General features: G+C 49.7%; 27 protein-coding genes and 1 riboswitch. Of the genes, 2 read left to right on the forward strand and 25 right to left on the reverse strand.

The window, feature by feature from the left end; genetic code table 11:
* Positions 1 to 204: riboswitch (cobalamin riboswitch) on the reverse strand.
* Between the two features lie 46 nt (positions 205 to 250).
* Both V8Q34_RS10395 and V8Q34_RS10400 read right to left on the reverse strand, forming a co-directional pair.
* On the reverse strand, positions 251 to 679 hold the full coding sequence (locus tag V8Q34_RS10395) for a hypothetical protein (protein ID WP_264475934.1): 429 nt from the start codon (positions 677 to 679) through the stop codon (positions 251 to 253).
* Positions 676 to 1,077: a cupin domain-containing protein gene (locus V8Q34_RS10400; RefSeq protein WP_335835382.1), complete on the reverse strand. Its 402-nt coding sequence runs from the start codon at positions 1,075 to 1,077 to the stop codon at positions 676 to 678. The genes V8Q34_RS10395 and V8Q34_RS10400 overlap by 4 nt, the downstream gene beginning before the upstream one ends.
* Before the next feature lie 294 nt (positions 1,078 to 1,371).
* On the opposite strand from V8Q34_RS10400, the gene V8Q34_RS10405 reads away from it, so the two are divergent.
* Both V8Q34_RS10405 and V8Q34_RS10410 read left to right on the forward strand, forming a co-directional pair.
* The gene (locus V8Q34_RS10405) at positions 1,372 to 1,866 is read left to right on the forward strand and encodes a GNAT family N-acetyltransferase (RefSeq protein WP_227243020.1); all 495 of its coding nucleotides are present in this window, start codon (positions 1,372 to 1,374) and stop codon (positions 1,864 to 1,866) included.
* 24 nt (positions 1,867 to 1,890) lie between these two features.
* On the forward strand, positions 1,891 to 2,460 hold the full coding sequence (locus tag V8Q34_RS10410; RefSeq protein WP_335835383.1) for a DUF6434 domain-containing protein: 570 nt from the start codon (positions 1,891 to 1,893) through the stop codon (positions 2,458 to 2,460).
* 54 nt (positions 2,461 to 2,514) lie between these two features.
* Here V8Q34_RS10410 and V8Q34_RS10415 read toward each other — a convergent pair whose 3' ends face one another.
* The 23 genes from V8Q34_RS10415 to argH form a co-directional block, all read right to left on the reverse strand.
* Positions 2,515 to 3,135 carry a hypothetical protein gene (locus tag V8Q34_RS10415; protein WP_033142466.1) on the reverse strand — a complete coding sequence of 207 codons (621 nt, stop codon included), beginning with the start codon at positions 3,133 to 3,135 and terminating at the stop codon, positions 2,515 to 2,517.
* Positions 3,116 to 3,586 carry an RNA polymerase sigma factor gene (locus V8Q34_RS10420; protein WP_335835384.1) on the reverse strand — a complete coding sequence of 157 codons (471 nt, stop codon included), beginning with the start codon at positions 3,584 to 3,586 and terminating at the stop codon, positions 3,116 to 3,118. The genes V8Q34_RS10415 and V8Q34_RS10420 overlap by 20 nt, the downstream gene beginning before the upstream one ends.
* 193 nt (positions 3,587 to 3,779) lie before the next feature.
* Positions 3,780 to 5,399: a BCCT family transporter gene (locus V8Q34_RS10425; protein ID WP_052099595.1), complete on the reverse strand. Its 1,620-nt coding sequence runs from the start codon at positions 5,397 to 5,399 to the stop codon at positions 3,780 to 3,782.
* Between the two features lie 43 nt (positions 5,400 to 5,442).
* Positions 5,443 to 7,545, reverse strand: coding sequence for an acetate--CoA ligase family protein (locus tag V8Q34_RS10430; protein ID WP_103730904.1), 2,103 nt, complete (start codon positions 7,543 to 7,545; stop codon positions 5,443 to 5,445).
* A 58-nt stretch (positions 7,546 to 7,603) separates the two neighbouring features.
* Positions 7,604 to 8,143 carry a 2-oxoacid:acceptor oxidoreductase family protein gene (locus V8Q34_RS10435; protein ID WP_103730903.1) on the reverse strand — a complete coding sequence of 180 codons (540 nt, stop codon included), beginning with the start codon at positions 8,141 to 8,143 and terminating at the stop codon, positions 7,604 to 7,606.
* 2 nt (positions 8,144 to 8,145) lie between these two features.
* Positions 8,146 to 8,883: a thiamine pyrophosphate-dependent enzyme gene (locus V8Q34_RS10440; protein ID WP_335835385.1), complete on the reverse strand. Its 738-nt coding sequence runs from the start codon at positions 8,881 to 8,883 to the stop codon at positions 8,146 to 8,148.
* A 1-nt stretch (position 8,884) separates the two neighbouring features.
* Positions 8,885 to 9,937, reverse strand: a complete 1,053-nt coding sequence (gene vorB / locus V8Q34_RS10445; RefSeq protein WP_033142471.1) for a 3-methyl-2-oxobutanoate dehydrogenase subunit VorB — start codon at positions 9,935 to 9,937, stop codon at positions 8,885 to 8,887.
* A gap of 12 nt (positions 9,938 to 9,949) precedes the next feature.
* Positions 9,950 to 10,153: a 4Fe-4S binding protein gene (locus tag V8Q34_RS10450; RefSeq protein ID WP_033142472.1), complete on the reverse strand. Its 204-nt coding sequence runs from the start codon at positions 10,151 to 10,153 to the stop codon at positions 9,950 to 9,952.
* Positions 10,154 to 10,180: 27 nt separating this feature from the next.
* Complete coding sequence (locus V8Q34_RS10455; protein ID WP_033142473.1) at positions 10,181 to 11,431, reverse strand: MFS transporter; 1,251 nt, start codon at positions 11,429 to 11,431, stop codon at positions 10,181 to 10,183.
* A gap of 70 nt (positions 11,432 to 11,501) precedes the next feature.
* Positions 11,502 to 12,674: a Glu/Leu/Phe/Val family dehydrogenase gene (locus tag V8Q34_RS10460; protein ID WP_335835386.1), complete on the reverse strand. Its 1,173-nt coding sequence runs from the start codon at positions 12,672 to 12,674 to the stop codon at positions 11,502 to 11,504.
* A gap of 242 nt (positions 12,675 to 12,916) precedes the next feature.
* Positions 12,917 to 13,675: an IclR family transcriptional regulator gene (locus V8Q34_RS10465; protein WP_054353336.1), complete on the reverse strand. Its 759-nt coding sequence runs from the start codon at positions 13,673 to 13,675 to the stop codon at positions 12,917 to 12,919.
* A 195-nt stretch (positions 13,676 to 13,870) separates the two neighbouring features.
* Positions 13,871 to 14,155 carry a metal-sensing transcriptional repressor gene (locus V8Q34_RS10470; protein ID WP_033142476.1) on the reverse strand — a complete coding sequence of 95 codons (285 nt, stop codon included), beginning with the start codon at positions 14,153 to 14,155 and terminating at the stop codon, positions 13,871 to 13,873.
* 34 nt (positions 14,156 to 14,189) lie between these two features.
* A complete protein-coding gene (locus tag V8Q34_RS10475) occupies positions 14,190 to 14,777 on the reverse strand; it encodes a DJ-1/PfpI family protein (RefSeq protein WP_033142477.1) in 588 nt (195 codons plus the stop codon).
* Positions 14,752 to 15,414, reverse strand: coding sequence for an ABC transporter ATP-binding protein (locus V8Q34_RS10480; RefSeq protein ID WP_033142478.1), 663 nt, complete (start codon positions 15,412 to 15,414; stop codon positions 14,752 to 14,754). The genes V8Q34_RS10475 and V8Q34_RS10480 overlap by 26 nt, the downstream gene beginning before the upstream one ends.
* The gene (locus V8Q34_RS10485) at positions 15,404 to 16,348 is read right to left on the reverse strand and encodes an ABC transporter ATP-binding protein (protein ID WP_335835387.1); all 945 of its coding nucleotides are present in this window, start codon (positions 16,346 to 16,348) and stop codon (positions 15,404 to 15,406) included. The genes V8Q34_RS10480 and V8Q34_RS10485 overlap by 11 nt, the downstream gene beginning before the upstream one ends.
* Positions 16,349 to 16,357: 9 nt before the next feature.
* Positions 16,358 to 17,224, reverse strand: a complete 867-nt coding sequence (locus V8Q34_RS10490; protein ID WP_052099596.1) for an ABC transporter permease — start codon at positions 17,222 to 17,224, stop codon at positions 16,358 to 16,360.
* Positions 17,217 to 18,209: an ABC transporter permease gene (locus V8Q34_RS10495; RefSeq protein ID WP_335835388.1), complete on the reverse strand. Its 993-nt coding sequence runs from the start codon at positions 18,207 to 18,209 to the stop codon at positions 17,217 to 17,219. Before V8Q34_RS10495 ends, V8Q34_RS10490 begins: the two co-directional genes overlap by 8 nt.
* A gap of 153 nt (positions 18,210 to 18,362) precedes the next feature.
* A complete protein-coding gene (locus V8Q34_RS10500; RefSeq protein WP_335835389.1) occupies positions 18,363 to 20,039 on the reverse strand; it encodes an ABC transporter substrate-binding protein in 1,677 nt (558 codons plus the stop codon).
* A gap of 247 nt (positions 20,040 to 20,286) precedes the next feature.
* Complete coding sequence (locus V8Q34_RS10505; RefSeq protein WP_033142481.1) at positions 20,287 to 21,123, reverse strand: hypothetical protein; 837 nt, start codon at positions 21,121 to 21,123, stop codon at positions 20,287 to 20,289.
* A gap of 20 nt (positions 21,124 to 21,143) precedes the next feature.
* The gene (locus V8Q34_RS10510) at positions 21,144 to 21,971 is read right to left on the reverse strand and encodes an ABC transporter permease (RefSeq protein WP_033142482.1); all 828 of its coding nucleotides are present in this window, start codon (positions 21,969 to 21,971) and stop codon (positions 21,144 to 21,146) included.
* Positions 21,972 to 21,986: 15 nt separating this feature from the next.
* Positions 21,987 to 22,907: an ABC transporter permease gene (locus V8Q34_RS10515; protein ID WP_033142483.1), complete on the reverse strand. Its 921-nt coding sequence runs from the start codon at positions 22,905 to 22,907 to the stop codon at positions 21,987 to 21,989.
* A gap of 70 nt (positions 22,908 to 22,977) precedes the next feature.
* On the reverse strand, positions 22,978 to 24,576 hold the full coding sequence (locus tag V8Q34_RS10520) for a glutathione ABC transporter substrate-binding protein (RefSeq protein ID WP_335835390.1): 1,599 nt from the start codon (positions 24,574 to 24,576) through the stop codon (positions 22,978 to 22,980).
* A gap of 21 nt (positions 24,577 to 24,597) precedes the next feature.
* Complete coding sequence (argH, locus tag V8Q34_RS10525) at positions 24,598 to 26,106, reverse strand: argininosuccinate lyase (protein ID WP_033142484.1); 1,509 nt, start codon at positions 26,104 to 26,106, stop codon at positions 24,598 to 24,600.
* Positions 26,107 to 26,110: the final 4 nt, after the last annotated feature.

Raw genomic sequence — 26,110 nt, forward strand, 5'->3', positions numbered from 1 at the left:
CATCTCATCCCATATTGAGCAGGTTTCCTGACTTGAGGATCAACGCCTTAATTTCACCTTCTCACAGCATATGCCGCAATGGTACTGCGAAATCAGACTTCCCTCTTACAGTGACCGGATCGCTCAGGATTCTCACCTGATTCCCTTTTACCCACCGGAATACTTCTATAAATTCCGGCAGTCACTCAATCTGTTATTCCATTATCCGAACTTAGCTTACCACAAACCACTGTTTATTTCAACAATCCTTTTATTTTATACTTCCGAGCGCCACGCCAAGGGCGAGTCCTATGGCAATGCCTGTACCCAGGTTTCCGAATATGGTTTGTCCAAAAACCACACCGAAAATAATCCCCATGCTGATACCCATAGCCAAACGCCGGCCCTTTTCGCTTTCCTCCGATTCATTGCCGTTAGTCTTTTTCGTATCATTGTCGGGGAACTTTTCCGAATCATTGCCGGGTTCCTCTTCCGGTTCATTGCCGGGTTCCTCTTCCGGTTCATTGCCGGGTTCCTCTTCCGGTTCATTGCCGGGTTCCTCTTCCGGTTCATTGCCGGGTTCCTCTTCCGGTTCATTGTCGGGCGTCCCTTTTGGCTCGTTATTTTTCTCCTCTTCCGGCCTGCTGCCGGAATCAGCTTTCGCATGATTGCCGGTCCGGCTTCTTTCTTCATCCTTCATATTTCTTCTGCCTCCTCAGCAAGCTTCTTATCTTTTTTTATCTGTTCCCTTTTATCCACTCCATCCGGAACAAAACGAAAGACAACAAACTCCGCGTTCTCCTCCGTGTCATTCTGAAATGTATGAATCGAATTTTGCACCCGCACAATCTCTTTTTCCTTTGCCCGGGATGTTCGGACTTTCCCCTCTTCCTTCCACTTACAGGTCAGAATTCCTTTTGTCACTACCAGGATTTCCTCTATTTCCGAATGGTAATGCCACTCCTGAACCGCCCCTGCCGGAAGACTGTTCAGATGGATTTCGTATTCCGGATAGATGAAATAATCCACTGCTGTGCGGTTCTCCTTCACTGCGTGTATCCCTTTCCCCTGGCGGTCTATTTCCAGTCTTTCTCTCATATTATCCCCTCTCCCCTTTCACTCTGTCCATTCTGCAATTTTTAAAGCCGACGGAAGCGTCACTGCGGACAGCAGGAATCTGTCACTTGTTTTGATTATACAGGATTCCCTGCTTATTGACAATGCAACTCCTCAGAGTTTCCATTTACACCTGTCCTCAATCTATGATAGACTTATCCATATCAGGCAGAATACTATCTGCGCTCCCCGGATTTCTCCGTAATGGAGATTCGGGAAACATTTCAAAGGAACCGGCAGAATAGTTCCGCCAAAATACAAATCACAGGAGTGCTTATGAAACTGGAAACGAAACGATTAACCATCCTCCCCCTTACCCCCGCCCAGCTTGCATTATGGACAGACCGTATCCCGCAGTTGGAGAAAGAACTTGACTGCTCCTATCAGGCCGAACCCATGGAGGGCATATTTAAGGAAATTGTATCCTCACAGCTTCTCGCGTGTAAAAAAAATCCCGCACATTATATGTGGTACACCTTCTGGTTTCTGATCCGAAAATCTGACCGGACTGTTGTAGGCTCTGCAAGCTTCAAAGATATTCCCGATGAAAAGGGTGAAGTGGAGATCGGTTACGGCCTTGGAAAGGCCTTTGAACATAACGGATATATGACGGAAGCTGTGAAAGCTCTGTGCCGGTGGGCACTTGGTCAGGACGGAGTACAGCATGTGACCGCAGAAACAGACCCGGAGGGTTCTGCCTCTCAGAACATATTGAAAACATGCGGTTTCACAGAGTTTAAAAGAGATGAAACGATATGGTGGCGTCTATAGAATTGATATGTCAGGAGAAGAAAAATGAGTGACAGACCTGTTTTAAACAAGCATCTGGACGGAGATACTTTCCGCAGTTATTACTATCTGAAAGAGGAGTTAACCGCGTTCTGCCGTCAGAACGGCATACCAGCGTCAGGCGGAAAACTGGAGCTGACTGACCGGATCGCGCACTTTCTGGACACAGGAGAAATTTCTGCTGCTTCCAAAAAGCCAAAAACAAAACCCGTGTACACAGAAATAACGGAAGATACCCTCATTGAACCAAATTTTGTCTGCTCTGAAGTACACCGGGCATTTTTCCAATCCAGAATCGGCAGCGGCTTCACCTTTCTGGTCCCCTTTCAGAAATGGCTGAAAACCAATACGGGAAAAACGTATCAGCAGGCCATTGAAGCTTACTTTCAGATACAGCAGGATAAGAAAAAAGGCAGAACAGCCATTAACCGCCAGTTTGAATACAACACCTATATCCGAGACTTTTATGCGGAAAATACCGGCAAATCATTGGAGGATGCTATTAAATGCTGGAAATATAAAAAAAGCCTTCCGGGCCACAACCGTTATGAAAAATCAGACCTGAATATTTTATAGTATAAAACAGCCGTGCGGCAGCGATTGTCTTCCAATACTGCACGGCTGCCGCTCTTACTTTTCTTCCAGCAATTCCACGCTGCACACATTTTCTCTTTGCTCTAATGAAAGTGTAATATCCTCCTTCTGTCCACCCTTGCTGCTCACTCTTATTTTCAGCACAGATTTATTTGTTTTCGGCAGATGTATGATTTCACCATTTTCATCTGACAATTTACCGTTCAGTACCCCATCCGGCAGCCAGTAAATTGTATTACTGTTTTGAAAGACATTTTCCGGATATATATGCTCTCCGGTTTCTATTGTATAAAAAGCTTCCGCTTCCCCAGTATCCAAAGTCAGCATATATCCCATTCCCAGAGGCGTAAACTGTTTTTTCAGAATTACACTCTCGCCTGTTTTTAATCTCACTTTACCGGAAATACCCGAAGCATACACAAGAACATTCGGGGGACTTACCATAACCGCTGTGATTGCTGTGATTAAAAACACTAAGACAATGGCTGCTGCCCTGTAATACCATTTTCTTTGTTTTCTCCTCTTTTCCTCCAGCCCGGAATAACATGCAGACATAACTTTTACTCTTTCTGCCTCTGAAAATACAATATCCTCAGCCAGAGGTGCCAGCCTTTCAAAATCCACGTTCCCGTAACCTTTATTCCCTGTTCTGTTCATACCTATCCCTCAACCTTTTCCGCGCTCTTTCCAGCCTTTTCTTCACAGCTCCTTCTGAAATCCCCAAAAATCCGGAAATTTCTCTGCAGGAATATCCCTCTATGTAATATAAGATAAGCGGTTCCTTGTCCTTTTCCTTCAGTTCAAGGAGTGCATTCATTAACCCAATATCCTCTGCACTGTGAGGACAGGAGGTCAAATCCTCATAAGTGGTTGTGGGGTGCATTCTGCGAAACCGCAGCATGTTTTTGCAGATATTGATATTGACCCGAATCAGCCAGGCTTTTTCATGCTCTTCATCCCCAAAACATCTATCTGCAGATAAATATCTGATAAAGGTATCCTGTACAGCGTCATTGGCATCCTGTTCATTACAGAGCATTAATACTGAAATTTTATATAACATCTGGCTGTATTTGAGAAACAGATGCTGTAAACGACTTTCTTCCATATCTATTTTATAACTCCTTTATCCATAACACACCACAGCTATACCTTTGGTGACATACTGCCCTGAAAAACATTTTGCAGATACACAAAGGAGGCTGCACCCCGCCAAAGCGGGTACAGCCTCCTTTGTATGTCATGCGTGAATCCAAATTCATTTGGAGCCGCAGTTTGCGGAGGATGCGGCTATGGTTATATCATAGCGAATCTTCTTCCGTTTTACAAGCCACCCCAGGGGATATTTTTTCTATTTCAGGGGAATCTGCTTTCTCCTGGGGCTCATTTTCGGCATTTTCAGCCTTTTTTCTTTTATCTTCCCCGGTAAGCATCTTCTTTACTGAAATGATCAATAAGATCAACACCGCGATCAGCGGCAGCCCTGTGAGTACGGAAATGGTCTTCACTGCCTCCAGTCCGCCGATCAGCATAAGGCCGATTGACAGAAGACAGAACAAAATCGCCCAGAATATTCTGTTCCATCTGGCAGGCTCCTCATCTCCTTTCAGTCTCTTCATGGTTGTCCCGGCCAATACATAGGCACAGGAATCAATGGTTGTGGCAAGATACACAAAACAGACAAGACACAGGAATATCATCATAAGCTTAGGCATTGGCAGAGTCTGCAGAATCGCTACAATGGCAGCGCTCTGTCCTTCACTCTGCAGAATGGACGCAAGATCCACTCTGCCTGTTTCCTGCAGAAATAAAGAGTATCCTCCGAATATCATAAAGCTTACACAGCAGCCCAGAGATCCCCATATCAGTTGTCCCCACACGACATTCCGAATGGTTCGCCCTCTGGAAATACGTCCCACAAACATTCCCATCATAGGCATAAAGGCCAGCCACCAACCCCAGTAGAAAACTGTCCATTCCTGCGTAAACTTTCCGCTTCCGAAGGGGTCTGTGTATGTACTCATCTTCACAAAATCCGAAGCGTACAGCCCCAGCGAATTCACTTCCATCTTAAAAATATCTGTTGTCGGCCCCACAAAAAGCACAATTGCCATAAAGATAAATGCCATCACAACATTTATGTTGCTGAGTTTTTGGATTCCTTTATCCAGGCCCAGATATACGGAGGTTCCGAATATGCAGACCCAGATGATCAATACTATGATACGCACAACAAAATCATAGTTCTGCGGGATACCGAATACTTCCCGGATGATCACGGAAAGTACAGGCGCCCCGATACCGAGAGATGTGGAAATGGAACCCACAATACCGAAAATAACAAGCATGTCGATCACATTTCCCAAAAAACCTTTTGCATGCTTTTTTAAAACAGGCTCGCAGGCAATACTCAGACGCATTCCCGGTTTTTTGCGTACAAACATCATATAGGCTGTGGCGATGATAGCCGGGTTATAGAACGCCCAGGCACTCAGGCCCCAGTGAAACTGTCCGTACATATGGGCATACTCATATGCCTGTTTGCCAAACGGCTCCAGATCAAAAGGAGGGCCGCTTACATAGTAAATCGGTTCCAGAAAGCCCAGAATCACGATGCTGGTTCCCACACCTGCAGTAAAAAGCATGGCGATCCAGGAGAGATTGGAGTACTGCGGCTTATCCTCAGCGCTGCCCAGCTTCACGTTCCCGTGCTTACTGACTGTCAGCCAGATCAGAAAACCAAAGGATACAAGACAGGCCAGCAGGTACAGAAACCCCAGCCTTCCTGTACAGAACTCAAATACACTTGAAATTATCTGGTTGGAAATCTCCGGTGCCAGATACAGTGGAATAATTATGACTGCCAGGATCACTACAGCCGGGATAAAAACTTTCTTCTCAATCTTCTCAAACAGCTTCACATCGTGTCCCTCCTTTATGATGCCAACCGTTCCGTCATCGGTTTTACTCTTTGTATTTGACAACAAGGGCGTCAGCTACGCCTACCCCTTCCCCTTCCGGGTATACAAACAGAGGGTTGATATCCAATTCCTTCAGGGTATCCCTGTTTGCACTGGCGAAATCAGCAATGCTTACAATGGTATCACACAGGGCGTCAATATCACATTTTGCCCCGCCGCGGTAACCGTTCAGCAGTTTAAAGGATTTCAGTGATCTGAGCATGTCTAAGGCCTCCGCCTTACTGATGGGCGCCGGGTACAGTGCCACATCCTTGAACAGCTCTACGAACACACCGCCCATTCCCACCATGACCATGGGGCCGAACTGCGGGTCATTGTTCACACCGATGATCATCTCTACTCCTGATTTTAACATGGGAACCGTTAAAATCCCGTTGATCTTCGCATCAGGACGTTTCGATGATACACTCTCCATAATTTCATTATATGCCTGAACCGCTTCCTCAGGACCATGGATATTCAGTTTCACACCGCCCACATCACTCTTGTGCAGAATATCAGCGGATTCCACTTTCATGACCAGAGCTTCCTTTGTGTTCTTGGCAAACTCTGCCGCTTCCTCCGCAGATGTGACAATGACTTCCTTGGGAACCGGAACCCCGTAGGCTCCCAGCTCTTTCTTGCTGTCATGCTCGGACAGGGCATAGGTCTCATCGCTCTTCTTCTGGCCCACTGCAAGACTCAGGCTCTTATTCTCCGGTGTATAGGAAATAAAATCAGCCAGGTGGCGCAGGATCTTAAACGCATAGACCGTAGGCGGAAGCACCGGTACACCGATATTGAACAGCTTTTCCTGGTATTCCGCATTCCTGGTGTTTTCCGCAAAGGGGATCATGGCGATCGGTTTGCAGTTTTCCCCTTTTTCTTTTACCACTTTCTCAATTCCCTGGTACATATAGTGGATAGCCGGGTCCGCGATCTCCAGAAGCAGTGTATAGCCAATGAGGACCATACCGATATTGGGGTCATCCATCACAGTGCGAAGCGCTCCCGCGTACAGATCCGCGTCATAGGAGAGGCTCGCCGTCATATCCAGCGGATTGTTGGGTGAGGCGTAAGAGGGAAGCTGCTCTTTCAGAGAAGCCAGAGTCTCCTTCGTGAAATCCGGGTATTCGATACCGTTTAAACTTCCCACATCGGCACAGATTCCTGTCTCCCCTCCGGAGAGGTTCATGGAGGCAAATGTGGCCTGCTTTGGCATCTGTTTTAAGGTGGAGAGCATAAGGGACATGGCCATCAGCTCTTCCAGATCATCCACACGGATAGCGCCGAACTTTTTCAGCACAGCGTCAAAGGACGCATCGGAACCGGAAAGGCTTCCCGTATGGGAGGCTGCAATGGCGCCGCCCTTGGCACTTCTTCCCGCCTTCAGGATAACGACGGGTTTTCTCTTGTCCGCAGCTTTTTTCAGAACTGCCGCAAATTTATCCGCATTTTTAACGCCCTCAATATAGACACTGACTACTTTTGTATTCGCATCCTCAACCAGAAAATCCATGTAATCCTCCATCTGGACGATCTTTCCGTTTCCGGCTGATATACTGTAGGAGAAACGCATGCCCGGGCAGTCCATCAGGGACAGGCAGAGCTGTCCGCTCTGGGAGACTACACCCACACTGCCTTTTCTGTCTCTCTTGTCAGAGATAAACGCAAAGGCCTGCACATTGTCCACATAATTGACGAATCCCGCGCAGTTCGGTCCCATAACGGCAATGCCCAGCTCCCTGGCGGTCTCCATCAGTTCCTTTTCATTGGCCCTGCCCTCATCGGTTCCCACTTCACCGTATCCGCTGGCAAATATCACGGCACCGCCGCATCCTTTTGCAGCCCCTTCTTTTAACAGAGGGATCACTGTCTTCTGGGAAGTACAGATGACCATCAGATCCACAGATTCCGGTACTTCTGTCACACTCTTATAACAGGGAACCCCAAAGACCTGGTCACGCTTGGGATGTATAAAATATACATGGCTTCTGTCTTCCATATAAGTAAGGATATTGCGGCATACATCGCCGCCGAATCCTTCCTTCTCACTGGCACCGATGACTGCTACGGACTTCGGTTTCAGCAGTTTTGTCAAATCCATAGTTTTCTACCTCCTGTGAGAGGGCGGCAGAACCGCCCTCTTACTCAAAACCCCTATATTATCTGCCCTCCACCCCACGGCGATAGCAGGCTACATTCTTCTCATTAAATTTGCCCTTTCCCTTTTTCTCAAAAAAGGAGACAATGGCTGTTTCCATATATTCAATAGTAAACAGATCACTGTGGGCCGCCAGTGCTCCCAGCATGACCAGGTTGGCACCCTTTGGATTTTTTACCTCTGCGGCAATATCCGTTGCGGGAATCTTTACTACCTTGATATCCTCTCTGTATTTCCTGTCCTCGGGCACAATGGAGGAATTTACCAGCAGAAGCCCGCCGGGTTTCAGACGATCCTCGAACTTGTCGATAGCCGGTGTGTTCATGGTGAACAGAATATCCGGGTGCTTGGAAACCGGGCTGGCGATCAGCTTGTCACTGATCTTCACGGTACAGTTAGCGGTTCCGCCGCGCATCTCTGAACCATAGGAGGGGTAAAATAAAACATTTTTATCCTGTTCCATGCCGGCATTGATGAGGAGCATTCCGGCTGTCAGCACTCCCTGTCCGCCGAATCCGGCACAAATGATTTCTTTTGCCATGTCTATTCCTCCTCCTTTTTGTCTTTAAATTCACCCAGAGGGAAGTATTTCTCCATCTCATTTTTCAGGTGTTCCATGCTCTTTACAGGAGTCATGTTCAGGTTTGTGGGACATGGGGAGAGCAGCTCAACCAGGCAGAATCCCTCGCCCTTCATATGTTTTTCAAATGCTTTTTTGATGTATTTCTTACTCTGGATCATACCCTTGGCATCTGCCATGGTGCCTCTTGCCAGATAGGCAATATCGAAGCCGGTAAATGCCTGCTCTACACGAAACGGCATACCCATCTTTTCCGGGTCTTTTCCTCTCGGTGTGGAGGTGGTAATCTGCCCCGGAAGGGATGTAGGCGCACACTGACCGCCGGTCATGCCGTATAAGCTGTTGTTGATGACTACAGTCACCACGTTGTCATTGCACAATGCGGTGTGCATGGTCTCCGCCATACCGATGGAATATGCGGCGCCGTCGCCGATATAAGCCAGCACCGGATTTTCCGGGCGCACCTTCTTGATGCCCACTGCGGTAGCCACGGGGCGTCCGTGGGCTGCCATAACTGTGTCAAATCTCCAGGAATCAATATTTAAAGAACCGCAGGCCACGTCAACCACAGCCAGAAGCTTTTCACTTAAACCCATCTCTTCCATTACTTCGGCAATCAAACGGACTGCCAGGCCGTGTCCGCATCCGGGACAGAAGCCACTCTGCGTAAATGTTACGGTTTCAGGAGCTACCAGTCTCATATCATACGCCCTCCTTTTTCAGCATTTCTTTTGCTTTCGCGATGATCCCGTCAGATTCCGGAATCTCGAAAATAGAACCAAAATGGTCAACCGGATATTTTCCGCCGGTAGCCAGGCGCACATCGTCTGTCATCTGGCCTAAGATATTCATCTCCACGGTGAGGAATGCTTTGGCGTTCTTTGCCTCCTCAAATGCCTTCACCGGGAACGGCCACAGTGTGATGGGGCGGATGAGTCCCAGCTTCAGGCCCTCTTCTCTTGCAAGTTCAACGGTCTCACGGCATACTCTGGAACTGATTCCATAAGCCACAAGCACCAGTTCTGCATCTTCCACCTGAATATTCTCATAGCGCTGTTCGTCGCGCTCCATGTCATCGTATTTCTCTCTCAGGTAATTCTCATAATCCGGATGGGTATAATAAACGTTCTGGATCTTGCGCTGTTCACAGCCTTTTTTACATCCCTTGATGCTCCAGTCATATTTATCAATATCGTGTTCCCTGAATTCCGGAATCTCCACAGCCTCAATCATCTGGCCGATGGCCGCGTCGGAGGCGATGAGAACCGGATGGCGGTATTTTTCAGCCAGATCAAAGGCTTCCACCATAAGGTCCGCGTTCTCCTGAACAGAAGCCGGTGCCAGTACCAGTGTGTGGTAATCCCCGTGGCCGCCGCCTCTTGTGAGCTGCCAGTAGTCCCCCTGACCCTGAGCAATGTCGCCAAGACCTGTGCCGATACGCATAACATCCACGATAACTGCCGGAAGGTCTGCTGCCACCAGGTAGGAGATCCCTTCCTGTTTCAGTGAAAATCCGGGGCCTGCGGATGTGGTCAGTGCCCTTGCACCTGCTGCGGATGCTCCCAGTACCATGTTGACGCCTGCCAGTTCAGACTCTGCCTGGATGAACACCCCACCCACATCTTCCATTCTCCAGGAGAGATATTCCAGAATCTCTGTCTGCGGAGTAATCGGATATCCGCTGTAGAAGCGGCATCCGGCTGCCAGAGCGGCCTCCGCCAGAGCCTCATTTCCTTTAAATAATACTTTTCCCATAATGAACCTCCCTCATCGTATTTCAAACACATAATCCGGGCATACGCGGTAACACATACCGCATACCACACATTTCTCTGCATCCACTTCAACCGTATTGTATCCCTTGGCGTTTACATGGCCGGATTCCTTTATGGCCTCCTGAGGACATGCGTTGATACAATACCCGCAGCCTTTGCAGCGGACGGGATTGGTGTAAACTTTTTCTTTTCCCATAATTTCATTTTCCTTTCTATAAATACTTCAGGAGATTGCTCCCTGTTTTGCTTTCTTACCGTGCCTGTAAATCAACATTGCCAGTGTGGCTCCCACCAGACCTGAAACTGCAAGAAAACCAAAGATAAAATTGTACCCTGAGCCGCCGAAGGCATCCAGCCACTTTCCAAAGAGCACAGAGTAGATGGAATCCGGCAGATAGCCGATGATGGATGCAATACCGATCACGGTTCCCGTCATAGCTCTGGGGATTCCCGCCTCACTGACCGTGGAAAATACAACGCCGTACATCATCATGGCGAACGCCCCCGGAATCAATGTGTAAAGGCTGGCTGCCATGGGACTGATACCGGAAGGCAGAATGAGAACTGCCCCGAAAAGAACTGCCAGTATGACAAATGCCGTGGAGAGCCATTTACAGGTGGATTTAAATACTTTATCTGCAATGATGCCGCCCACAGGAGCCAGCAGCAGAAGCAGGTAGTTGCGGACAATGGAGATAAATCCTGAACTCTCCGGAGATACACCTATCACCTCGGTCAGATACGGATTGAAATAGGATATACTGGTGTAAAAACCATATCCGCAGAAAATAGTAAAGGAGACGATCCAGACAACGGGGTTTTTCAGCAGTTTTCCCACATCACCCATGTTGAATTTTGGTTCCCCGTCATCAACTTTTTCATCCTTTTTGTCACTGCCCTGCATAAGGAAGAACAGCAGAATGGCTGCGATAATAGCAACGGAGCCGCCTGCCAGAACGGCTCGGAAGAATCCCTGTTCCATATTTCCGCCTGCTGTCTTGTAAATGTTCAGCGCCAGCGTATTGGTCAGGGCTGCTGTAATTCCGTTGCAGGCATAATAAAGACCGTACATGAATCCCTGTTCTTCCTCTGTTCCGATGATGCGGACTGCTTTCATGAGCGCGGACCAGAATACAAATGCCGTACTGAAGGAGAGCCCCATCCAGATGAACATGGCGATCTTAAAGTCCATGGTAAATGCGTACAGGAAAGCCAGAGCTGATGTGCTGAGCAAAGATATGATCAGTGCTTTTTTCGGTGACACTTTATCTGCAATGATGCCGCCCGGTATGTAGAGGATCATATTTCCCACGGTGTACATGGTGAGCAGCAGGCCGGACTGGGTGTTGCTCATATGCATGGCTGCAAGCTGTGCGTCATAAAAAATGTATTTCACGTAGGGCAGAAAATAGATGGAACCTCCTGCCAGGCCAAGGGTTATGACCGTAAGGTATTTTCTCACTTTAGAATTCATAAAAAACCTCCATATGCATAGAATGGGGATGCTTTTTTCGCATCCCCACCCTATCTAGCAGAATAACGGATTACATATCCGGAGTGTCGGATTTGTCCGGTGTGAACAGCCTTCTGGCTACGTCACGGGTGAATTCACCTGTCTTTTTGGACTCCTCAAATACCCGGCGTGTCTGTTTGCGGATCAAGTCTACGGTATCTTTTACGATTGCTGCTGCCGCATCCTCATCGTTCATGTCTTCAATCTTTACAATGCGGAAGATAATTGCTTCGTAGATACGGATGCCGCCCATATTTGTAATAAAGTCAACAGCTACGTCTACACCCTTTTTGCGGAGGATCTCGTCTGCTTCCGGTGTGGTGGGAATATTGGCTGCCTCCACTAACAGGGATGCTTTGATCTTGTCAGCATTGTCTTTATTGATAACATCTTCCAGGGCTGCGGGAATCAGGATATCACATTCTTTTTCCAGCCACTGGCTGTTTGGATAAATTTCATAGTTGTCCTGGAAAGCTTCTTTATTTAATTCGCCCTTCGGAAGTCTGGTTGCCACCAGTTTAGGAATGTCCAGGCCGTCCTTGCAGTAAACAAGTCCGTTTACGTCAGCGATTCCGACCACCTTGTAGCCCATGTCGTTCAGGGAGTTCACACAGCTTGCTCCTACACATCCGAAGCCCTGGATCACAACGGTAGCGCCTTCTTTTCCACCCTTCATCTTCCACGCTTCATCCGCTGCGGCCGCAACACCGTAGCCTGTGATCATGTCATACATTTTGAAGCCGTCATATGTCAGTTCTTTTTCCGCTCTGTCATGGTTTATAATACCCTGATGGATATCCGGATCTTCCTTCATGGCCTTTGTCTGCGGAATACCGATTCCCAGGTCATCTAAAATCCTTAAAACGTCGGAGTAGTCCACCCCTAAATCTCCGCCGATGGAAACACCTGCGTTGATAACCGGAGCGGTAGCTGTCAGGAAACGCCTCAGAACATCCAGGGCATCCGGAGCTTTGTAGTCATAGGCGATACCTGCTTTACATCCGCCTGTTGTGAGGGACTCACATGCTTTGTATTTGTATCCCATGGTTGTTGCAAGGCGGACCACTTCCTCCTTGGTAACGGTGGGGTGCATTCTTGTTCCGCCTCCGCAGTAATGATTTACGAAGTTGTATGCACACATCCATCCCTTTGCATCTGTCTCTGTGTCGTTCCATTCCACTACTAAATACGGTTTGTTTGCCATTGTAAAAATCCTCCCATTTTTAAATTGTTCTCTATTACAGAACCCTGTTCTTCATTGGTTTTATTTTTTTACTCGGCATTTTGCCGAGTAACCATTCTGAATTCTTTTTCTTTCTGTTCTGTATGTAAGAACTTCGTTCTTTTTTGATGTTATGAGCATATCACACCTTGTTTAATTTTTCAATATCTTATGGGAATCTTTTTCCTTTTTGTGCAAATTATCCAAATTTGACCTTTTATTTTCTATAGACGTTTTTGAATATCATTTGCATATCGTTTGAGGATCTGTACGAAAATATCCCGCTTCTCATCATCCATGCGAAGGGAAGGGGTGCTGATGCTCATGGCGCCCTCTACTTTGCCCAGGTGATTCAGCAGAGGAACTCCCACACATTTGACACCGAAGGTATTCTCCATGTTGTCCATAGCATAGCCGTCTCTCCTGGCATTCCTGACTTCCTCCCACAACTTCTCCTTGTCTGTAATGGTATAGTCTGTGAATGCCTTCTTCTCGCGGCTCAGAATCTCCTCCACTTCCTCATCCGTCATCTGGGAAAGGATGACCTTACCCACACTGGTGCAGTACATTTTTGAGCGCTCCCCTGTGACCGACCTGCCGGGCAGCATCTGGCCTTCCGGATAGACTGCCTCCAGATAGACCACCTCATCTTCATGGGGAATGGCAAGATATACCAGCTCTCCCGCCTCTTTTGCGATCTGATGCATATAGGGCAGCACTACCTTGGAAATGGTAAGGCTCTCCTTCAGCGCACGGCTGAGGGTAAACACTGCGGTCCCCAGACTGAATTTCCCGGTCTCCGGGTCCTGTTCCAGATAATCCATAGCCTTAAAAGTCATTAAAATATTATGCACGTTGCTCTTGTATAATCCCAGCTTCTCACTGATCTCCGTCACACCCAGAGGTTGTTTTTCCACGAAACATCCCAGAATTTCCAAAGCCTTCTGCAGGCTTTTTACCTTGATTTCTCTCTCTTCACTCATAGCGGTTCGCCCTCCTGATTTTTATGCAGGTGTCATTTGTTCCATATATAAGAACTCTGTTCAATATTCTACCTTACTAAAATATTACCATCTCTGCCCACACATTACAAGCACATGTTTACAAATGATACGCAAAAAGCCGCATCCCGGCGTAGGATGCAGCTTTTTCCCCATTCCGGGGTTCCTTGCAAAATCTTATTTCAGGAAAGAATCCAGAGCCTTGTTCAGGCGTTTCAGACTCTCCGTGTCTCCCTTTTCCAGAGCCTCCTCAATACACTCATCCATGTAATGTTTCAGCACTTCCTTCCCCGCACCGTTGACTGCGGAGCGCACAGCCGCAAGCTGGATCAGGACTTCACTGCAGTCGCGCCCCTCCTCCACCATACCGCGTATGGACTTCAGATGACCGGTAGCCCTGGCAAGACGGTTTACCATGCTTTTATCATACTTCGTACCTGTGTCTTTTTTCTCTTCTCTCATCGCACAGTTCCTTTCTCACTCCCTTTGCGCCCTGTCAGCAATAGATTTCCTCCCCGCCGGCAGAGTCCCAGGGATATCCCATCTGCCGGGCTGCCTCTGCTGCCACGTCAATGTCGATCTGGTCTGCCACCATCCAGAGTGTCATATCCAGCCCTGCAGCTGTGCTGCTGCAGGAGTAGTATTTTCCGTCTGCCACCACCCTGGCCCCCTCGATTCTCTCAATACCCGCTGTAAACATCCTGTTCCAGTTCTTGTCAAGGGGACAGTCCGCCAGCTTCCGCCTGTACAGAAGCCCTGTCTGTGCCAGGATTGCGGAGCCGCTGCCCACCATCATACAGGTATCTGCATTCTCTGCCGCCTGCTTCACCAGATTCAGAGTGCGCTCATCCTGCCACAGAAGGCGCCGCGCTCCTTTTCCTCCCGGAATCAGAAGAATGCCTTCCACCTCCTCCGGGATCAGAAAATCCGTCCATATCTTGGCCCCCTGCACGCTGTTTATCACATCCCCTGACACGGAGAGATAACGGATGTGGAAATATTTCTGCAGTTTCCCCAGTATCTCTGCCGGCCCGAAGATATCCATACACTCAAAATCATCAAACAGTACCATATTCACATCCATTTTTACACCCGCTTTCCTCCGCACATTTTATGTGATTCACCTGAGCCAGATTGATGGTCCTGGTACACACACAGTCTGCCAGGGCCATGTTGTGTGTGACTGCCAGCAGACCTATTTTTCTCTTTTCCACCTCACGCAGCATGAGATTCCAGATCTGCGCCTGCGTAATCACATCCAGCATGGTGCTCATCTCGTCAGCCAGCAGAAAATGTGTCCCCTCGAACAGGGAGCGCGCCACGCAGAAGCGCTGCAGTTCTCCCCCGGAAAGCTCCCTCGGATACCGCTCCAGCCATTCCTCCTCAATCCCCAGGGCCTCCAGCACTTCCTCCCGGTACATGCCTGACTCCTCCAGGACCTTCTTCATCTTCCAGCGGGGATTGATCGCCTTCTCCGGGTGCTGGTAGATAAGCTGCACCGGGCAGACGCCTTTCTTTTCCATGGGTTTTCCATCCAGCAGGATTTCCCCCTCACAGGGTTCCAGATATCCCGCCAAAAGTTTTACCAGTGTGCTTTTTCCGTAGCCGCTTGGCCCCACCAGGCCCACCCGTTCCCCTTCCTCCATGGAAAAGTTCACGTCTTTCAAAATCCACGGCCCGCCTGCGTAGCAAAACCCTAAATTTCTCGCTTCAAGTCGCATGTATACACCTCACATATCCTCCCCTGATCTCGCTCATGGGAATATCATTTTCACACTCTTTTGTCTTATAGGGACATCTTGGAGAAAAGAGACATCCCTTTGGCAGATACCTGGCATATGGCTGAAATCCCGGAATGGGTCTGAAGCCGTTCTGGGGAAGTGCCTGCCACAGTGCTTTGGAGTATGGATGGCGCAGCTTTCCCGCACCCTCCAGAAAATCTTCCGCCCTTGCCATCTCCACTGTGGTTCCGGCATAAAATACGGCGATCCGGTCAGCAATATGAAAGGCCAGGTCAATGTCATGGGTGATGAGCACCACTGCCTTTCCCTCGTCCGCAAGCTCGCGGAATACTTTAAGCGCTTCCAGAGCCATTTCCAGATCCAGGCCCGGTGTGGGTTCGTCTGCGATGATCAGGGAGGCGTCGCTTATGACAGCCGTTGACACCAGAACCCTGCGGGCCATGCCGCCTGAAAGCTGGAAGGGATAATATTTTTCTATTTTTTCATCCAGATGGAATCTCTTAAAAATCTCCTTTTTGGAAATTTCCGCCTCTTTTCCCCGGTCGCCTCCCGTCACCTGTTTTCCCACTTTCATAAGGGGGTCCAGATAGGCGATGGACTGGGGCACCAGGGCGATCCGGGTACCTCTGAAAGCCTCCTTTTTCTTCTGGTCAAGGATCTCGCCCTTGTATGTGATACTGCCTGTGAGCCTGGCATTCTCCGGCAGGATTCCCATGACAGCATGAGCCAGAAGGCTTTTCCCGGAGCCGCTGGAGCCTGCGATCGCCACGATCTCCCCCGGTTTTACATCCAGGCTCAGGTTGGATATTACTTTCAGATCATATTGTTCCAGCCCCTTGTCATACATGTGGAAGGATACGGACAGGTCTTCCACTTTCAGCAGGGGCGCATTTTCCATTCGTTCTTTTTTCATGTTCTACTCCTATTCATGTGCGCTGTACGGGTCTAAGATCTTCTTCATATTTTCACCCAGACGGTCAAAAAGCAGTACAATGACCACAAGCATAAGGCCCGGAAAAAATGCCAGCCACCACATGCCGGATGACAGATATTTCATGGATTCCGACAGAATGATACCAATGGCGGGCTGCTCCGGCGAGAGGCCGAATCCCAGGAAGGTAAGACCGGACTCATGCATAATGGCATGGGGAAAGAGAAGAATCAGACCAATGATAAACTGCGGCACCATATGGGGCAGAATGTGGTGTACGGTGATCCACCAGCTGGAATGTCCCAGCTTCTTTGAAACGCCTATATACTGCTGGGAACGAATCTGGAGCACCTCACTTCTTATGATTCGGGCAAGCCCTGTCCAGTGGGTGACCGCCACGCCGATCAGTACCCCTTTTAACCCTTTTCCGCAGGCAAAGGAGATGAGAATCAGAAGCACAGTGTGGGGGATTCCCATAACCAGGTCTATGACCCAGTTGATAAAATGGTCCAGCCAGGAACGCCCCGTCGCTGCCGCCACGCCCACGAACAGAGCGATCACGGCACTCACGCTTGAGGCGATCATACCCACGGAAATGCTGACCGAAAGCCCTTTTACCGTGCGCACCAGCATATCCCTTCCCAAAAGGTCTGTGCCGAAAGGATGCTCCAGGGAAGGTTTCAGCGCTTTTTTTGAAAAATCCGCCTGAATCAGGTCATCACTCAATAGGGCCCCCGACAGATATACGCCCAGGATCACGAAAAAGATCAGGGCCGCAAATATAATAGTCTTTGTTCTCCGGTTCACGAAAATCCTTCTTCCCTGTGCACCGGATACTGCTGCAGTCATATCACTCATTTCTGTATCCCTCCCTTATCTGCGAGTCCACGACCCCATATATGATATTTGCCAGCATATTTCCCACGAAGACAAAGAGCGCTGAGAACAGGGTGATCCCCAAGAGCAGCGGCACGTCAGAACCCATACCTGCCGCGGAAGCCGCAGCGCCCAGGCCGGGATAGGAAAACACATTCTCCGCCAGCACGGAGCCGCCGAAGAGCTCACTGAAAGAGCCGAACTGCATGGTCACGGCCGGCAGCATAATGTTGCGCAGTCCATGCCTTTTCAGAATACTCCACTTGGATTCGCCCCTGGCCTTTGCAAACATAACATACTCACTTTCCAGCACGTCCACCAGTTTCTCTCTGGTGTGGAGCGCCACATTGGCAAAAGACAAAAAACTCAGTGTAAGGGCGGGCAGGATCAGGTGGTGGATTCTCTGAAGTATGGTCACCTGGTCCGTGGGAACGCCTTTCGGCACACTCATGCCCATGGGAAACCAGCCCAGCTTCACGGAAAATACCATGAGGAATACGATTCCGATCCAGAAGGTGGGAATAGAGCACATGATGAGACAGGCCTTCTTTAAAACCTTATCCGGCCCTTTCCCGTGAAAGGCCCCCATCACACATCCCACCGTGAACCCGATGATTCCCGAGAACAGCCAGGCCGCCGCCATGAGCGCCAGGGAGGTGACGAATTTTTCTTTGATGATATCCAGCACAGGTCTTCTGTAGATCAGAGACACACCGAAATCCCCCTGCAGAACAGACCTGCCCCAGGCGAAAAAACGTTCTACCGGCGGATCACTCAGCCCCCAGTATTCCGCTATCTTAGCTCTCTGTTCCATACTCACATTCGGCACAGCCCCCACATACTGCTGCACCGGGTCCACCGGAGACATGCTGACCAGAAGAAAGCTTATGATGCTGACCGCTATGAGAAGTGTTACCATGCGGAGCAGATATTTCCCCGTCAATTTCAGATAATACTTGTTTTTCATTCTGTCTCTCCATTTCATTTTCTCTTGTAAAAAACATACCGGAGCGTGCAGATTGTCGGAATGAATTTTCAAACACGCTCCAGGACACGAACAGCCCCGAACGTAAAATCATTCCTGCCGATTTACGTCCGGAGCAGCTTCTCCTGCTTTTATTTATTTCCAGGTCCACTCTGCAAGGTTGGCAACCAGAGGCCACGCAGCACCGTGCGCATGGATTCTCTGTTTTCCGATGTCCAATCCGTCTTTCACATAGTAGAGATGGGACATGTTCACATAGAATGCCCAGGGCGCTTCCCCTCTCATGGAAGTACCGGTCTCACCATCCCACTGTGCTTTCTGCCACCACTGGTAAGACTCCTCTATGCTGAGGGAATTCATGGCCTTGTCAAGATATTCGTCTGTTTTTTCGCTGGTATAGAATTCCGGATTATAGAAGTCCGTCTTACCTGCATTGCTGCTGTGGTACAGCATATAGGAAGTCATGGGACTGTCTGAACCCCAGCCCATTATCATGGGTTCTGAGAACATCCTCTTTACGGTGTCGTCTGCGCTGACGCCCTCCACCGTAATGTCAAATCCCATGTTTTCCTTTGCCTGGTTTGCCACTGACATGGCAACTGCCTGCCGCATGGAATCCCCCGCAAAATACATCAGGTTAAAGGCCAGCTTTGTGCCGTCTTTCTCCCTGATCCCATCGCCGTCCTCGTCTTTCCAGCCCGCTTCATCCAGAAGCTGTTTTGCGTGGTCCACATCTGTCTCAATGACCGTTTCCTCATTCCACCAGGGCATGCCGTCACACTCTGTATAGGCCGGCTTCGCAAATCCGTTCAGAGCCTCTTCCATGATCCTCTCCCGGTCAATGCCGTAACACAGGGCTTTTCTCACATTCACATCTGAAGTGATGTTGTTTCCGATCTTGTAGCCGTCCTCGGTTGTCTTTCCCTCATCCGGCACGGTGGGAAGGGTGATTCCGCGGTTGTCTACAGACTCCACTTCCTCCACATGCATACCATCTATCTCATTGGTCGCAATCGTGGCGGATGTCAGGGCAATATCTACATCCCCTGCTTTTGCGGAGACAAATCTGGCGTCCTCCTCCTGTACCAGGAACACTGCCTTTTTGATGGCAGGCTGTTCTCCGTAGTAATTTTCATTGGCCTCCAGGATGAACTGCTGTCCTTTGTCCCACTGTGTCAGCTTGTACGGACCGGAGCCAATGGTCTCCTCTGCGGACAGGCCGAACTTGTCGCTGTAGGATTTCTCGGGGACAATTCCAATCTGGGCAACTGTATAGATGAAGGTCACGCAGGGCTTGTTCAGTTTGAACTCCACTGTGGTGTCATCCGCTGCTGTACAGCTCTCCAGCATGGTAAGATCCATGTAGGTTGCCTTTTCCTTTGTGGTGTTGAAGGTAAACGCCACATCCGATGCCTTTAACGGCTCTTTGTCTGAAAATACCACGTCGTTTCTGATCTTAAAGGTCCAGGTCAAAGCGTCTTCACTGACACTGTACTCTGTGGCCAGGTCATTTTCCAGCTTGTCATCCCCGTTTACTCTCACAAGTGAGGAATACAGGGGGGAACCGGTGTAGCCGAATCCGGTGCAGGGGTCCCAGCTGTCCGCGTCATTGGAAAATCCGATGGTCACCTCATCTTTTGCAAACGCATCTGCCTTCGCTGACGTCTCCTCACTTTTCTGTTCTGTCTCATCGCTCTTCTGTTCCGTCTCCTTGGCGGAATTCGTACCGGAATCCCCTCCGCTCCCGCATCCTGCCAGCAAGGTCATAGTCATGGCCAGACAGCAGAGGACTGCCGCAATCTTTCTCTTCATGTGTTCTGCTCCTTTTTCTGTTTCGCACTGCAGCTATTCAGTAGTCTGCACATTTACTTTTTCTCATCCCGGAAGATATCCCGCTTCCGGTCTGTCTTGAATGGAGTATAACAGAGGGAAAAATGGCCCGCAAGCCGCCCCCGGGGTTTTGAGAGCAAGGTTTTTTCAACCAAAAAAAGCCCGCAGACGGCAGGTTTTCTGCCGGCTGCAGACTCTCATTCTGAATCTGCGAACCCCATCCCCGGGTTCAGTCTTCGCCCTGGGCCAGTTCTTTATAATAGCAGCCAACGTGACGCTGGCAGTGTCTGCATCCTCCCACACAGGTAAACAGGCTGTCCTCGCAGGCTGACACCCCTGCCCCTTTCAGGCCGAGGCACAGCTCCCATGCCTGCTGGATAGATGCCTCCTCCCCGCGCAGGACAAATGTCCTGGTTCCGTCGCCGGTCCCGAAGCCGCTTCCCGCTATCACCACAGCTTCCACGCCGAAGAGAATCTCAAATGCTTTCAGCTCCGTGATGACAGGGCCGAACAGATTGTATAATCCGATGGCAGCCCCCATGGACAGATCAATACCTGCTCTGCCGCTGTGAGCCTGGGCTGCCCCCAGATCCGGGATCAGTTTGTTGATGCCCGCCAGGATCAGCATGGGAACGCCCTGCATATATGCACTGTGAAGGGCATATCCCCTGCTGCCTCCCCCCAGTGCCGCAAAAGCCAGCGCTGCCCTTCCCATAGGGTCAATGGCATTGGCCCCCACAACTACCAGGTCTTTATCATTCAGGGACTCTGCCACCTTCTGGATACTGCTGTCCACATTCTGTCCTTTTCCATGGTCCAGCAGCAGATTATGCGGCGCTTTGGCCTTCTTCAGGGCTGTCCTGGTACCGCTGGCATCAATTCTGCCGGAAATGCGCAGAGGCCCAAAACCCAGCTCCTCTGAGAGAGCCGACACGGTAGTTCCGCCGCACAGAAGAATCTTATGATTTTTCAGACGATTTTGTATCTCAGGCATTCTGCCTGCCGCTTTTGCGATCAGACGCTTTCCCTCATTTGCTGTCAGTGTGACCTGTACTTTTTTCGCCATATTTATCCTCCCGACAACATCTACATATTTCTGGTTCTGGGGTCCAGGTAATCACGGAGCGCGTCCCCGATCAAATTCACCGCGACTACGGTTATGGTAATCGCTATACCGGGGATCAATGCCAGATAAGATGCGGTCCACACATAATTTCTGGCAGCGCTTAACATGGCTCCCCACTCAGGTGTGGGCGGCTGTGCTCCCAGTCCCAGAAAGCTCAGGGTAGCTGCCAGCAGAATAGAAGAACCGATCCTCAGCGTGGCCTGAATGATAATGGGACCAATGGAATTCGGCAGCAGATGCCGGAAAATAATACGCAGATCCCCTGCCCCCGCAGAGCGAACGGCTTCCACAAAACAGCTCTCCCGAAGTGACATGAACTGTGCCCTCACAAGGCGTGCGAACACCGGTATGGAGCTGATACCCACTGCCACCATTGGAGTATAGATTCCCGGTTCCATCACCATTACAATGGCCATTGCCAGCAGAACACTGGGAAACGCCAGCAGAATATCACAGACAGTCATTAGAATCTGATCCAACAGCCCGCCGTAAAATCCGGCAAAAGCCCCCAGAAGAAGCCCCCCTGTAAGTCCCAGGATCACGGAAATAAAACCTGCCAGAAGGGAATAGTGCGCCCCTGTGACAATCCTGCTGAACACATCACGGCCAAAATCATCCGTACCAAACCAGTGCTCCGCGGAAGGCGGCATAAGCTTCACCGCGGTATTCTGTTCATAAGGCGATTCCACCAGAAAAGGTCCTGCTATACTCACAACCACCAGGAGCAGAAGAATACACAGCCCCACAACCGCGCTGGGGTTTCTCATGATCTTACGAAATGTACTCACATCCTTCCCTCCCTTCTATGAATACCTGATCCGGGGATCCAGCAGTGCATATACCAAATCCGTGATCAGATTAATAATAGTAAACGTAGCCGCAAGAATCAAAATACCACCCTGCACGATCTGCAGGTCTCTGGTATTCAGCGCATCCACGATCATTCTGCCGATGCCCGGCCAGGAAAATACAGTCTCTGTCACCACCTGACCTCCCAGCAGCACTCCGAACTGAAGGCCGATGATGGTGACCACCGGAACCGCCGCGTTCCTCAGCGCGTGCACCCATATGATTTTCCCGCTTTTTACACCTTTTCCTTTGGCTGTCCTTATGTAGTCCTGTCCCAGAACCTCCAGCATGCTTGTCCTGGTAAGCCTGGCTATATTGGCAGCCACTCCCAGACCGAGAGTCAGGGAAGGCAGAACAAAGCTGGAGATTCCTTCCCTTCCATAGAAAGGAAACCAGTTATGATTGACTGAAAACTCTATGATCAGCAACAGTGCCAGCCAGAAAGAGGGCATGGACACTCCTAAAAAGGCAGCTATCATGGCAATGGTATCTCCTGCCTTTCCCCTGTGAATGGCCGCGAAGATACCAATGGGAACCCCCAAAAGCACTGCCACGATCATGCTGCATACCGCAAGCTGCAGGGTTGCCGGCCATGCGGACTTTAAAATATCCATAACCGGCTTATTGGTCCTGTATGAGTATCCCAGATCACCGTGGAGCAGGTTTCCCATATAACTGATATATTGCTTTCCCAGCGGCTGGTCCAGCTCCATGGCACGGCGCAGATTATCCACATCCTCCACGGTTGCCTGCGGTCCTGCCAGCGCCTCCGCCGTATCTCCCGGAATCGCATGGAGGAGCAGAAAGGCGCACGTGGCAGCCCCCACCAATACAATGCATGTAAAAATGATTTTCTTTATTATATATTTCAGCAAACAACCGCCTCCTTGGCCTTATGGCCTGCCAAAACAGCAGGCCGGTGGTCTCATCTATTACTCTGTATAATTACTGCTTTGTAACCTTTTCAAGCATGATATGTTCTGTCGGCAGCATCTCAATGCCGGAGACATTGCTGCGGTAGGACAGTGCCTGTTTCGGATAATACAGGAAGGTCCATGCTGCATCTTCCATGATGGTCTTCTCTGCCTCTGCATACATATCCTTGCGGGCTTTTTCGTCTACCTCCGTCTTAGCGGAATCCAGAAGCGCATCCACATCCGGATTATTATAGAACGCCCTGTTGGAGTTCGGCGGGAACTGGGAGGAGTGGAATACCGGATATAACCCCTGGTCAGCATCTCCTGTAGATGGACTCCATCCCAGAAGAACCATGTCAAATCCTCCGTTCTTTACCTCTGACATCAATGCCTGGAATTCCCACTGACGGATATTCACGTGAATTCCGGCTTTCTCCCACTGTGCCTGCAGGTTCTCACTCACCTGTGTATCCATCAGATAGCGGCCCACCGGTGTCCACAGCTCAAGCTCTATACCATCCGGATATCCTGCTTCTGCCAGAAGCTCTTTTGCTTTTTCCACGTCACACTCGTATTTCATACTGGAATTGTATCCCCAGGTATATGGAGAGATGGGGGAGTCTGAAACCGTGGCCATGCCTCCCAGGATATCATTTACGATCACATCCTTGTCCACCGCGTAATTCATTGCCTGGCGTACTTTTTCATCCTGGAGTACGCCTTTGCTGTTATTCAGGGCAACGTACATAGTCATGACTGTGTCGCCCTTCTGGATCGTTACATTCGGGTCGCTTTCCAGTCTGTCGGTCTCTGTCACGGGAAGCCTCAGCGCCACATCTGCCTGTCCTGACTGGAGCAGCAGCGCTCTTGTGGCATCCTCGGGAACTACTCTGAAATATACCTTTTCCACAGCGGGAGCCCCTTTAAAATACTCCGGATTTCTCTCCAGAACAAGTTCTTCTCCTGTCTTCCATTCCACGAATTTAAAAGCACCGGTTCCAACCGGATGTGTGGAAATCTCCTCCCCGTAATCCTCCAGGGATTTCGGACTGATGATCGCTGCGACCGGGTGGCATAACTGCTGCAGCAAAGCGCCGCAGGGCACGTCTGTTGAAATACTGACTGTATGCTCATCCACAGCTTCAATCTTGGTGATCGCTGCCAGCACAGACCTTCTCGGGGAACCCAGGTTCTCATCCAGCACTCTCTCAAAGGAAGTCTTAACAGCCTCTGCATTGAAATCCGTACCATCGTGGAATTTGACCCCTTCCTCCAGCTTAAAGGTCCAGGTCAGCTGGTCCTCCGATATGGACCATTCCTTCGCCAGATCCGGCTCTATCTCCATATCTTCATTGAAGCGTACCAGGTTATTGAAGATATTCTTATTGAATATTTCTGTTGCAGAGTCTGTGCAGAAGTGAGGATCAAAGGTAGACGCGTCACTTCCTGTCAGTACAATAAGCTCATCCGCCACTTGCGCGGTCTGGCTGTCATCAGACTGTTCTGTTTTTTCCTCCTGCTTCTGTTCCTGATCCGTCTCTTTCTTATTTCCGGAATCGCCTCCGCAGGCTGATAATGCAAATACTAAAATACCGGTTAAAATCATGGAGCACATTCTTCTCTTCATCTGCTAAACCCTCCCCGGCCTTTACGGCCTTTCATCTGAGATAACTGCCTGCACACACTTGTGCATCATTTCTTCTGCATGGTTCCATACACTTCTTTTTCTCTCTGCAGCCCTCTTTACAGAACCGCTCTGTTCCTTTTGCAGCCTGAGCATTCTGTATACCTGAGATGGAGCTGCCGCGCCCTGACAGTCCCTTCTCTCCACAGCGATCCTGAAATTCTTTGCCTTGTCCACCTGTTCTTCTGATAACGGTAGGCCCTTTTTGCATATTTCACGGCACCAGCCATCCAGCAGCTCCCAGGTCAGGTCATCCTGACCCTTTCCCGCGCGGAAAAGCTCGCTGACTGCTCCTCCCACCACTCTGTGTGCCTGTCTGAAGGACAGTTTTCCTTCCAGCACCAGGCTGTCCGCCAGCTCTGTAGCATTGGAGAATCCCTTATACAGGATTTCTTCCATAACTTCTTTATTGAATTTCAGGGATTTTACATATTCTGCGCTGATCCGGCACATACCTTTTGCAGTTTCCACACATTCCAGTACATCAGACCATGCTGCCGTCATGTCACGGCTGGCCTGAAATTCCACGGAGCATGCAGAGCATATTCCTGCGTATCTTCCTGACAGCAGCCTTGCCTGGGAACGCACTGTTGCACAAATGACAGGATTGCGCTTCTGCGGCATAATACTGCTTGAATCGATCAGGTCATCTGACAGGTCCGCAAACCCCGCTTCATTTGAACACCAGTTGATAATATCCTCCGCCAGTCTTGCCAGAGTGACCAGAACAGATATTCCGATGCCGGCAGCCTCCATCATATAATCAGCGCTGGCCACTGCATCCCCGGTGTGTTCCCAAACCCCCTCAAATCCCAGCAGCTCTTCTGTCCGTTCCCTGTCTATGTTGTATTCTGTTCCGGACATGGCAGCCGCTCCCAGAGGGTTTTTGTTAAACCGTTCAATGCACTGCAGGATTCTCTCTGCGTCCCGCAGAAGAGGAGCCGCGATGCCTGAGAGATAGAAACCCATGTTGACAGGCTGTGCCTGCTGCCCATATGTATAGCCCGGGAAAATATAGTCCACGGTTTCCTCCGCACGCCTGTGCAGCACCTCCACATGTTCCAGGAGAGCATCCGCCAAATACAGCAGTTTTTCCCGCAGCTCAATCCGCCACATGGCAGCCTCCACGTCATTACGGCTTCTGGCAACCGGCAGATAACTGCATATATCTTCCCCGGCCTCCACCGTGATCAGATGTTCCAGATTGATATATAAATCCTCCAGGGACGGGTCAAGCGTCGGAATCCGTTCCCCCCATCCCTCCATGACTGAAAGCAGTCTGCGCGCTGCCTCTTCCGGGATAATGCCCTGTTCTTTCAGCATGATGACATGGGCTTTCATGACACGGACCAGGTAGGGAAAGGATGTATCGGATTCCTTCATTTTCGGCCCGTAGTAATATTCCAGAACTACTGGATTGATATTCCCCTGTATCTGTTCAAAAAATCCTCCCTTTTTCTCCTTGTTCTCCATTTCT

Source organism: Blautia sp. JLR.GB0024, assembly GCF_037000545.1.
Classification (GTDB): domain Bacteria; phylum Bacillota; class Clostridia; order Lachnospirales; family Lachnospiraceae; genus Blautia; species Blautia celeris.

Coding starts and splice junctions, on each gene's coding strand:
- V8Q34_RS10395 (WP_264475934.1), bottom strand. CDS start 679: ATGAAGGATGAAGAAAGAAGCCGGACCGGCAATCATGCGAAAGCTGAT.
- V8Q34_RS10400 (WP_335835382.1), bottom strand. CDS start 1,077: ATGAGAGAAAGACTGGAAATAGACCGCCAGGGGAAAGGGATACACGCA.
- V8Q34_RS10405 (WP_227243020.1), top strand. CDS start 1,372: ATGAAACTGGAAACGAAACGATTAACCATCCTCCCCCTTACCCCCGCC.
- V8Q34_RS10410 (WP_335835383.1), top strand. CDS start 1,891: ATGAGTGACAGACCTGTTTTAAACAAGCATCTGGACGGAGATACTTTC.
- V8Q34_RS10415 (WP_033142466.1), bottom strand. CDS start 3,135: ATGAACAGAACAGGGAATAAAGGTTACGGGAACGTGGATTTTGAAAGG.
- V8Q34_RS10420 (WP_335835384.1), bottom strand. CDS start 3,586: ATGGAAGAAAGTCGTTTACAGCATCTGTTTCTCAAATACAGCCAGATG.
- V8Q34_RS10430 (WP_103730904.1), bottom strand. CDS start 7,545: ATGGATTTGACAAAACTGCTGAAACCGAAGTCCGTAGCAGTCATCGGT.
- V8Q34_RS10435 (WP_103730903.1), bottom strand. CDS start 8,143: ATGGCAAAAGAAATCATTTGTGCCGGATTCGGCGGACAGGGAGTGCTG.
- V8Q34_RS10440 (WP_335835385.1), bottom strand. CDS start 8,883: ATGAGACTGGTAGCTCCTGAAACCGTAACATTTACGCAGAGTGGCTTC.
- vorB (WP_033142471.1), bottom strand. CDS start 9,937: ATGGGAAAAGTATTATTTAAAGGAAATGAGGCTCTGGCGGAGGCCGCT.
- V8Q34_RS10450 (WP_033142472.1), bottom strand. CDS start 10,153: ATGGGAAAAGAAAAAGTTTACACCAATCCCGTCCGCTGCAAAGGCTGC.
- V8Q34_RS10455 (WP_033142473.1), bottom strand. CDS start 11,431: ATGAATTCTAAAGTGAGAAAATACCTTACGGTCATAACCCTTGGCCTG.
- V8Q34_RS10460 (WP_335835386.1), bottom strand. CDS start 12,674: ATGGCAAACAAACCGTATTTAGTAGTGGAATGGAACGACACAGAGACA.
- V8Q34_RS10465 (WP_054353336.1), bottom strand. CDS start 13,675: ATGAGTGAAGAGAGAGAAATCAAGGTAAAAAGCCTGCAGAAGGCTTTG.
- V8Q34_RS10470 (WP_033142476.1), bottom strand. CDS start 14,155: ATGAGAGAAGAGAAAAAAGACACAGGTACGAAGTATGATAAAAGCATG.
- V8Q34_RS10475 (WP_033142477.1), bottom strand. CDS start 14,777: ATGGATGTGAATATGGTACTGTTTGATGATTTTGAGTGTATGGATATC.
- V8Q34_RS10480 (WP_033142478.1), bottom strand. CDS start 15,414: ATGCGACTTGAAGCGAGAAATTTAGGGTTTTGCTACGCAGGCGGGCCG.
- V8Q34_RS10485 (WP_335835387.1), bottom strand. CDS start 16,348: ATGAAAAAAGAACGAATGGAAAATGCGCCCCTGCTGAAAGTGGAAGAC.
- V8Q34_RS10490 (WP_052099596.1), bottom strand. CDS start 17,224: ATGAGTGATATGACTGCAGCAGTATCCGGTGCACAGGGAAGAAGGATT.
- V8Q34_RS10495 (WP_335835388.1), bottom strand. CDS start 18,209: ATGAAAAACAAGTATTATCTGAAATTGACGGGGAAATATCTGCTCCGC.
- V8Q34_RS10500 (WP_335835389.1), bottom strand. CDS start 20,039: ATGAAGAGAAAGATTGCGGCAGTCCTCTGCTGTCTGGCCATGACTATG.
- V8Q34_RS10505 (WP_033142481.1), bottom strand. CDS start 21,123: ATGGCGAAAAAAGTACAGGTCACACTGACAGCAAATGAGGGAAAGCGT.
- V8Q34_RS10520 (WP_335835390.1), bottom strand. CDS start 24,576: ATGAAGAGAAGAATGTGCTCCATGATTTTAACCGGTATTTTAGTATTT.
- argH (WP_033142484.1), bottom strand. CDS start 26,106: ATGGAGAACAAGGAGAAAAAGGGAGGATTTTTTGAACAGATACAGGGG.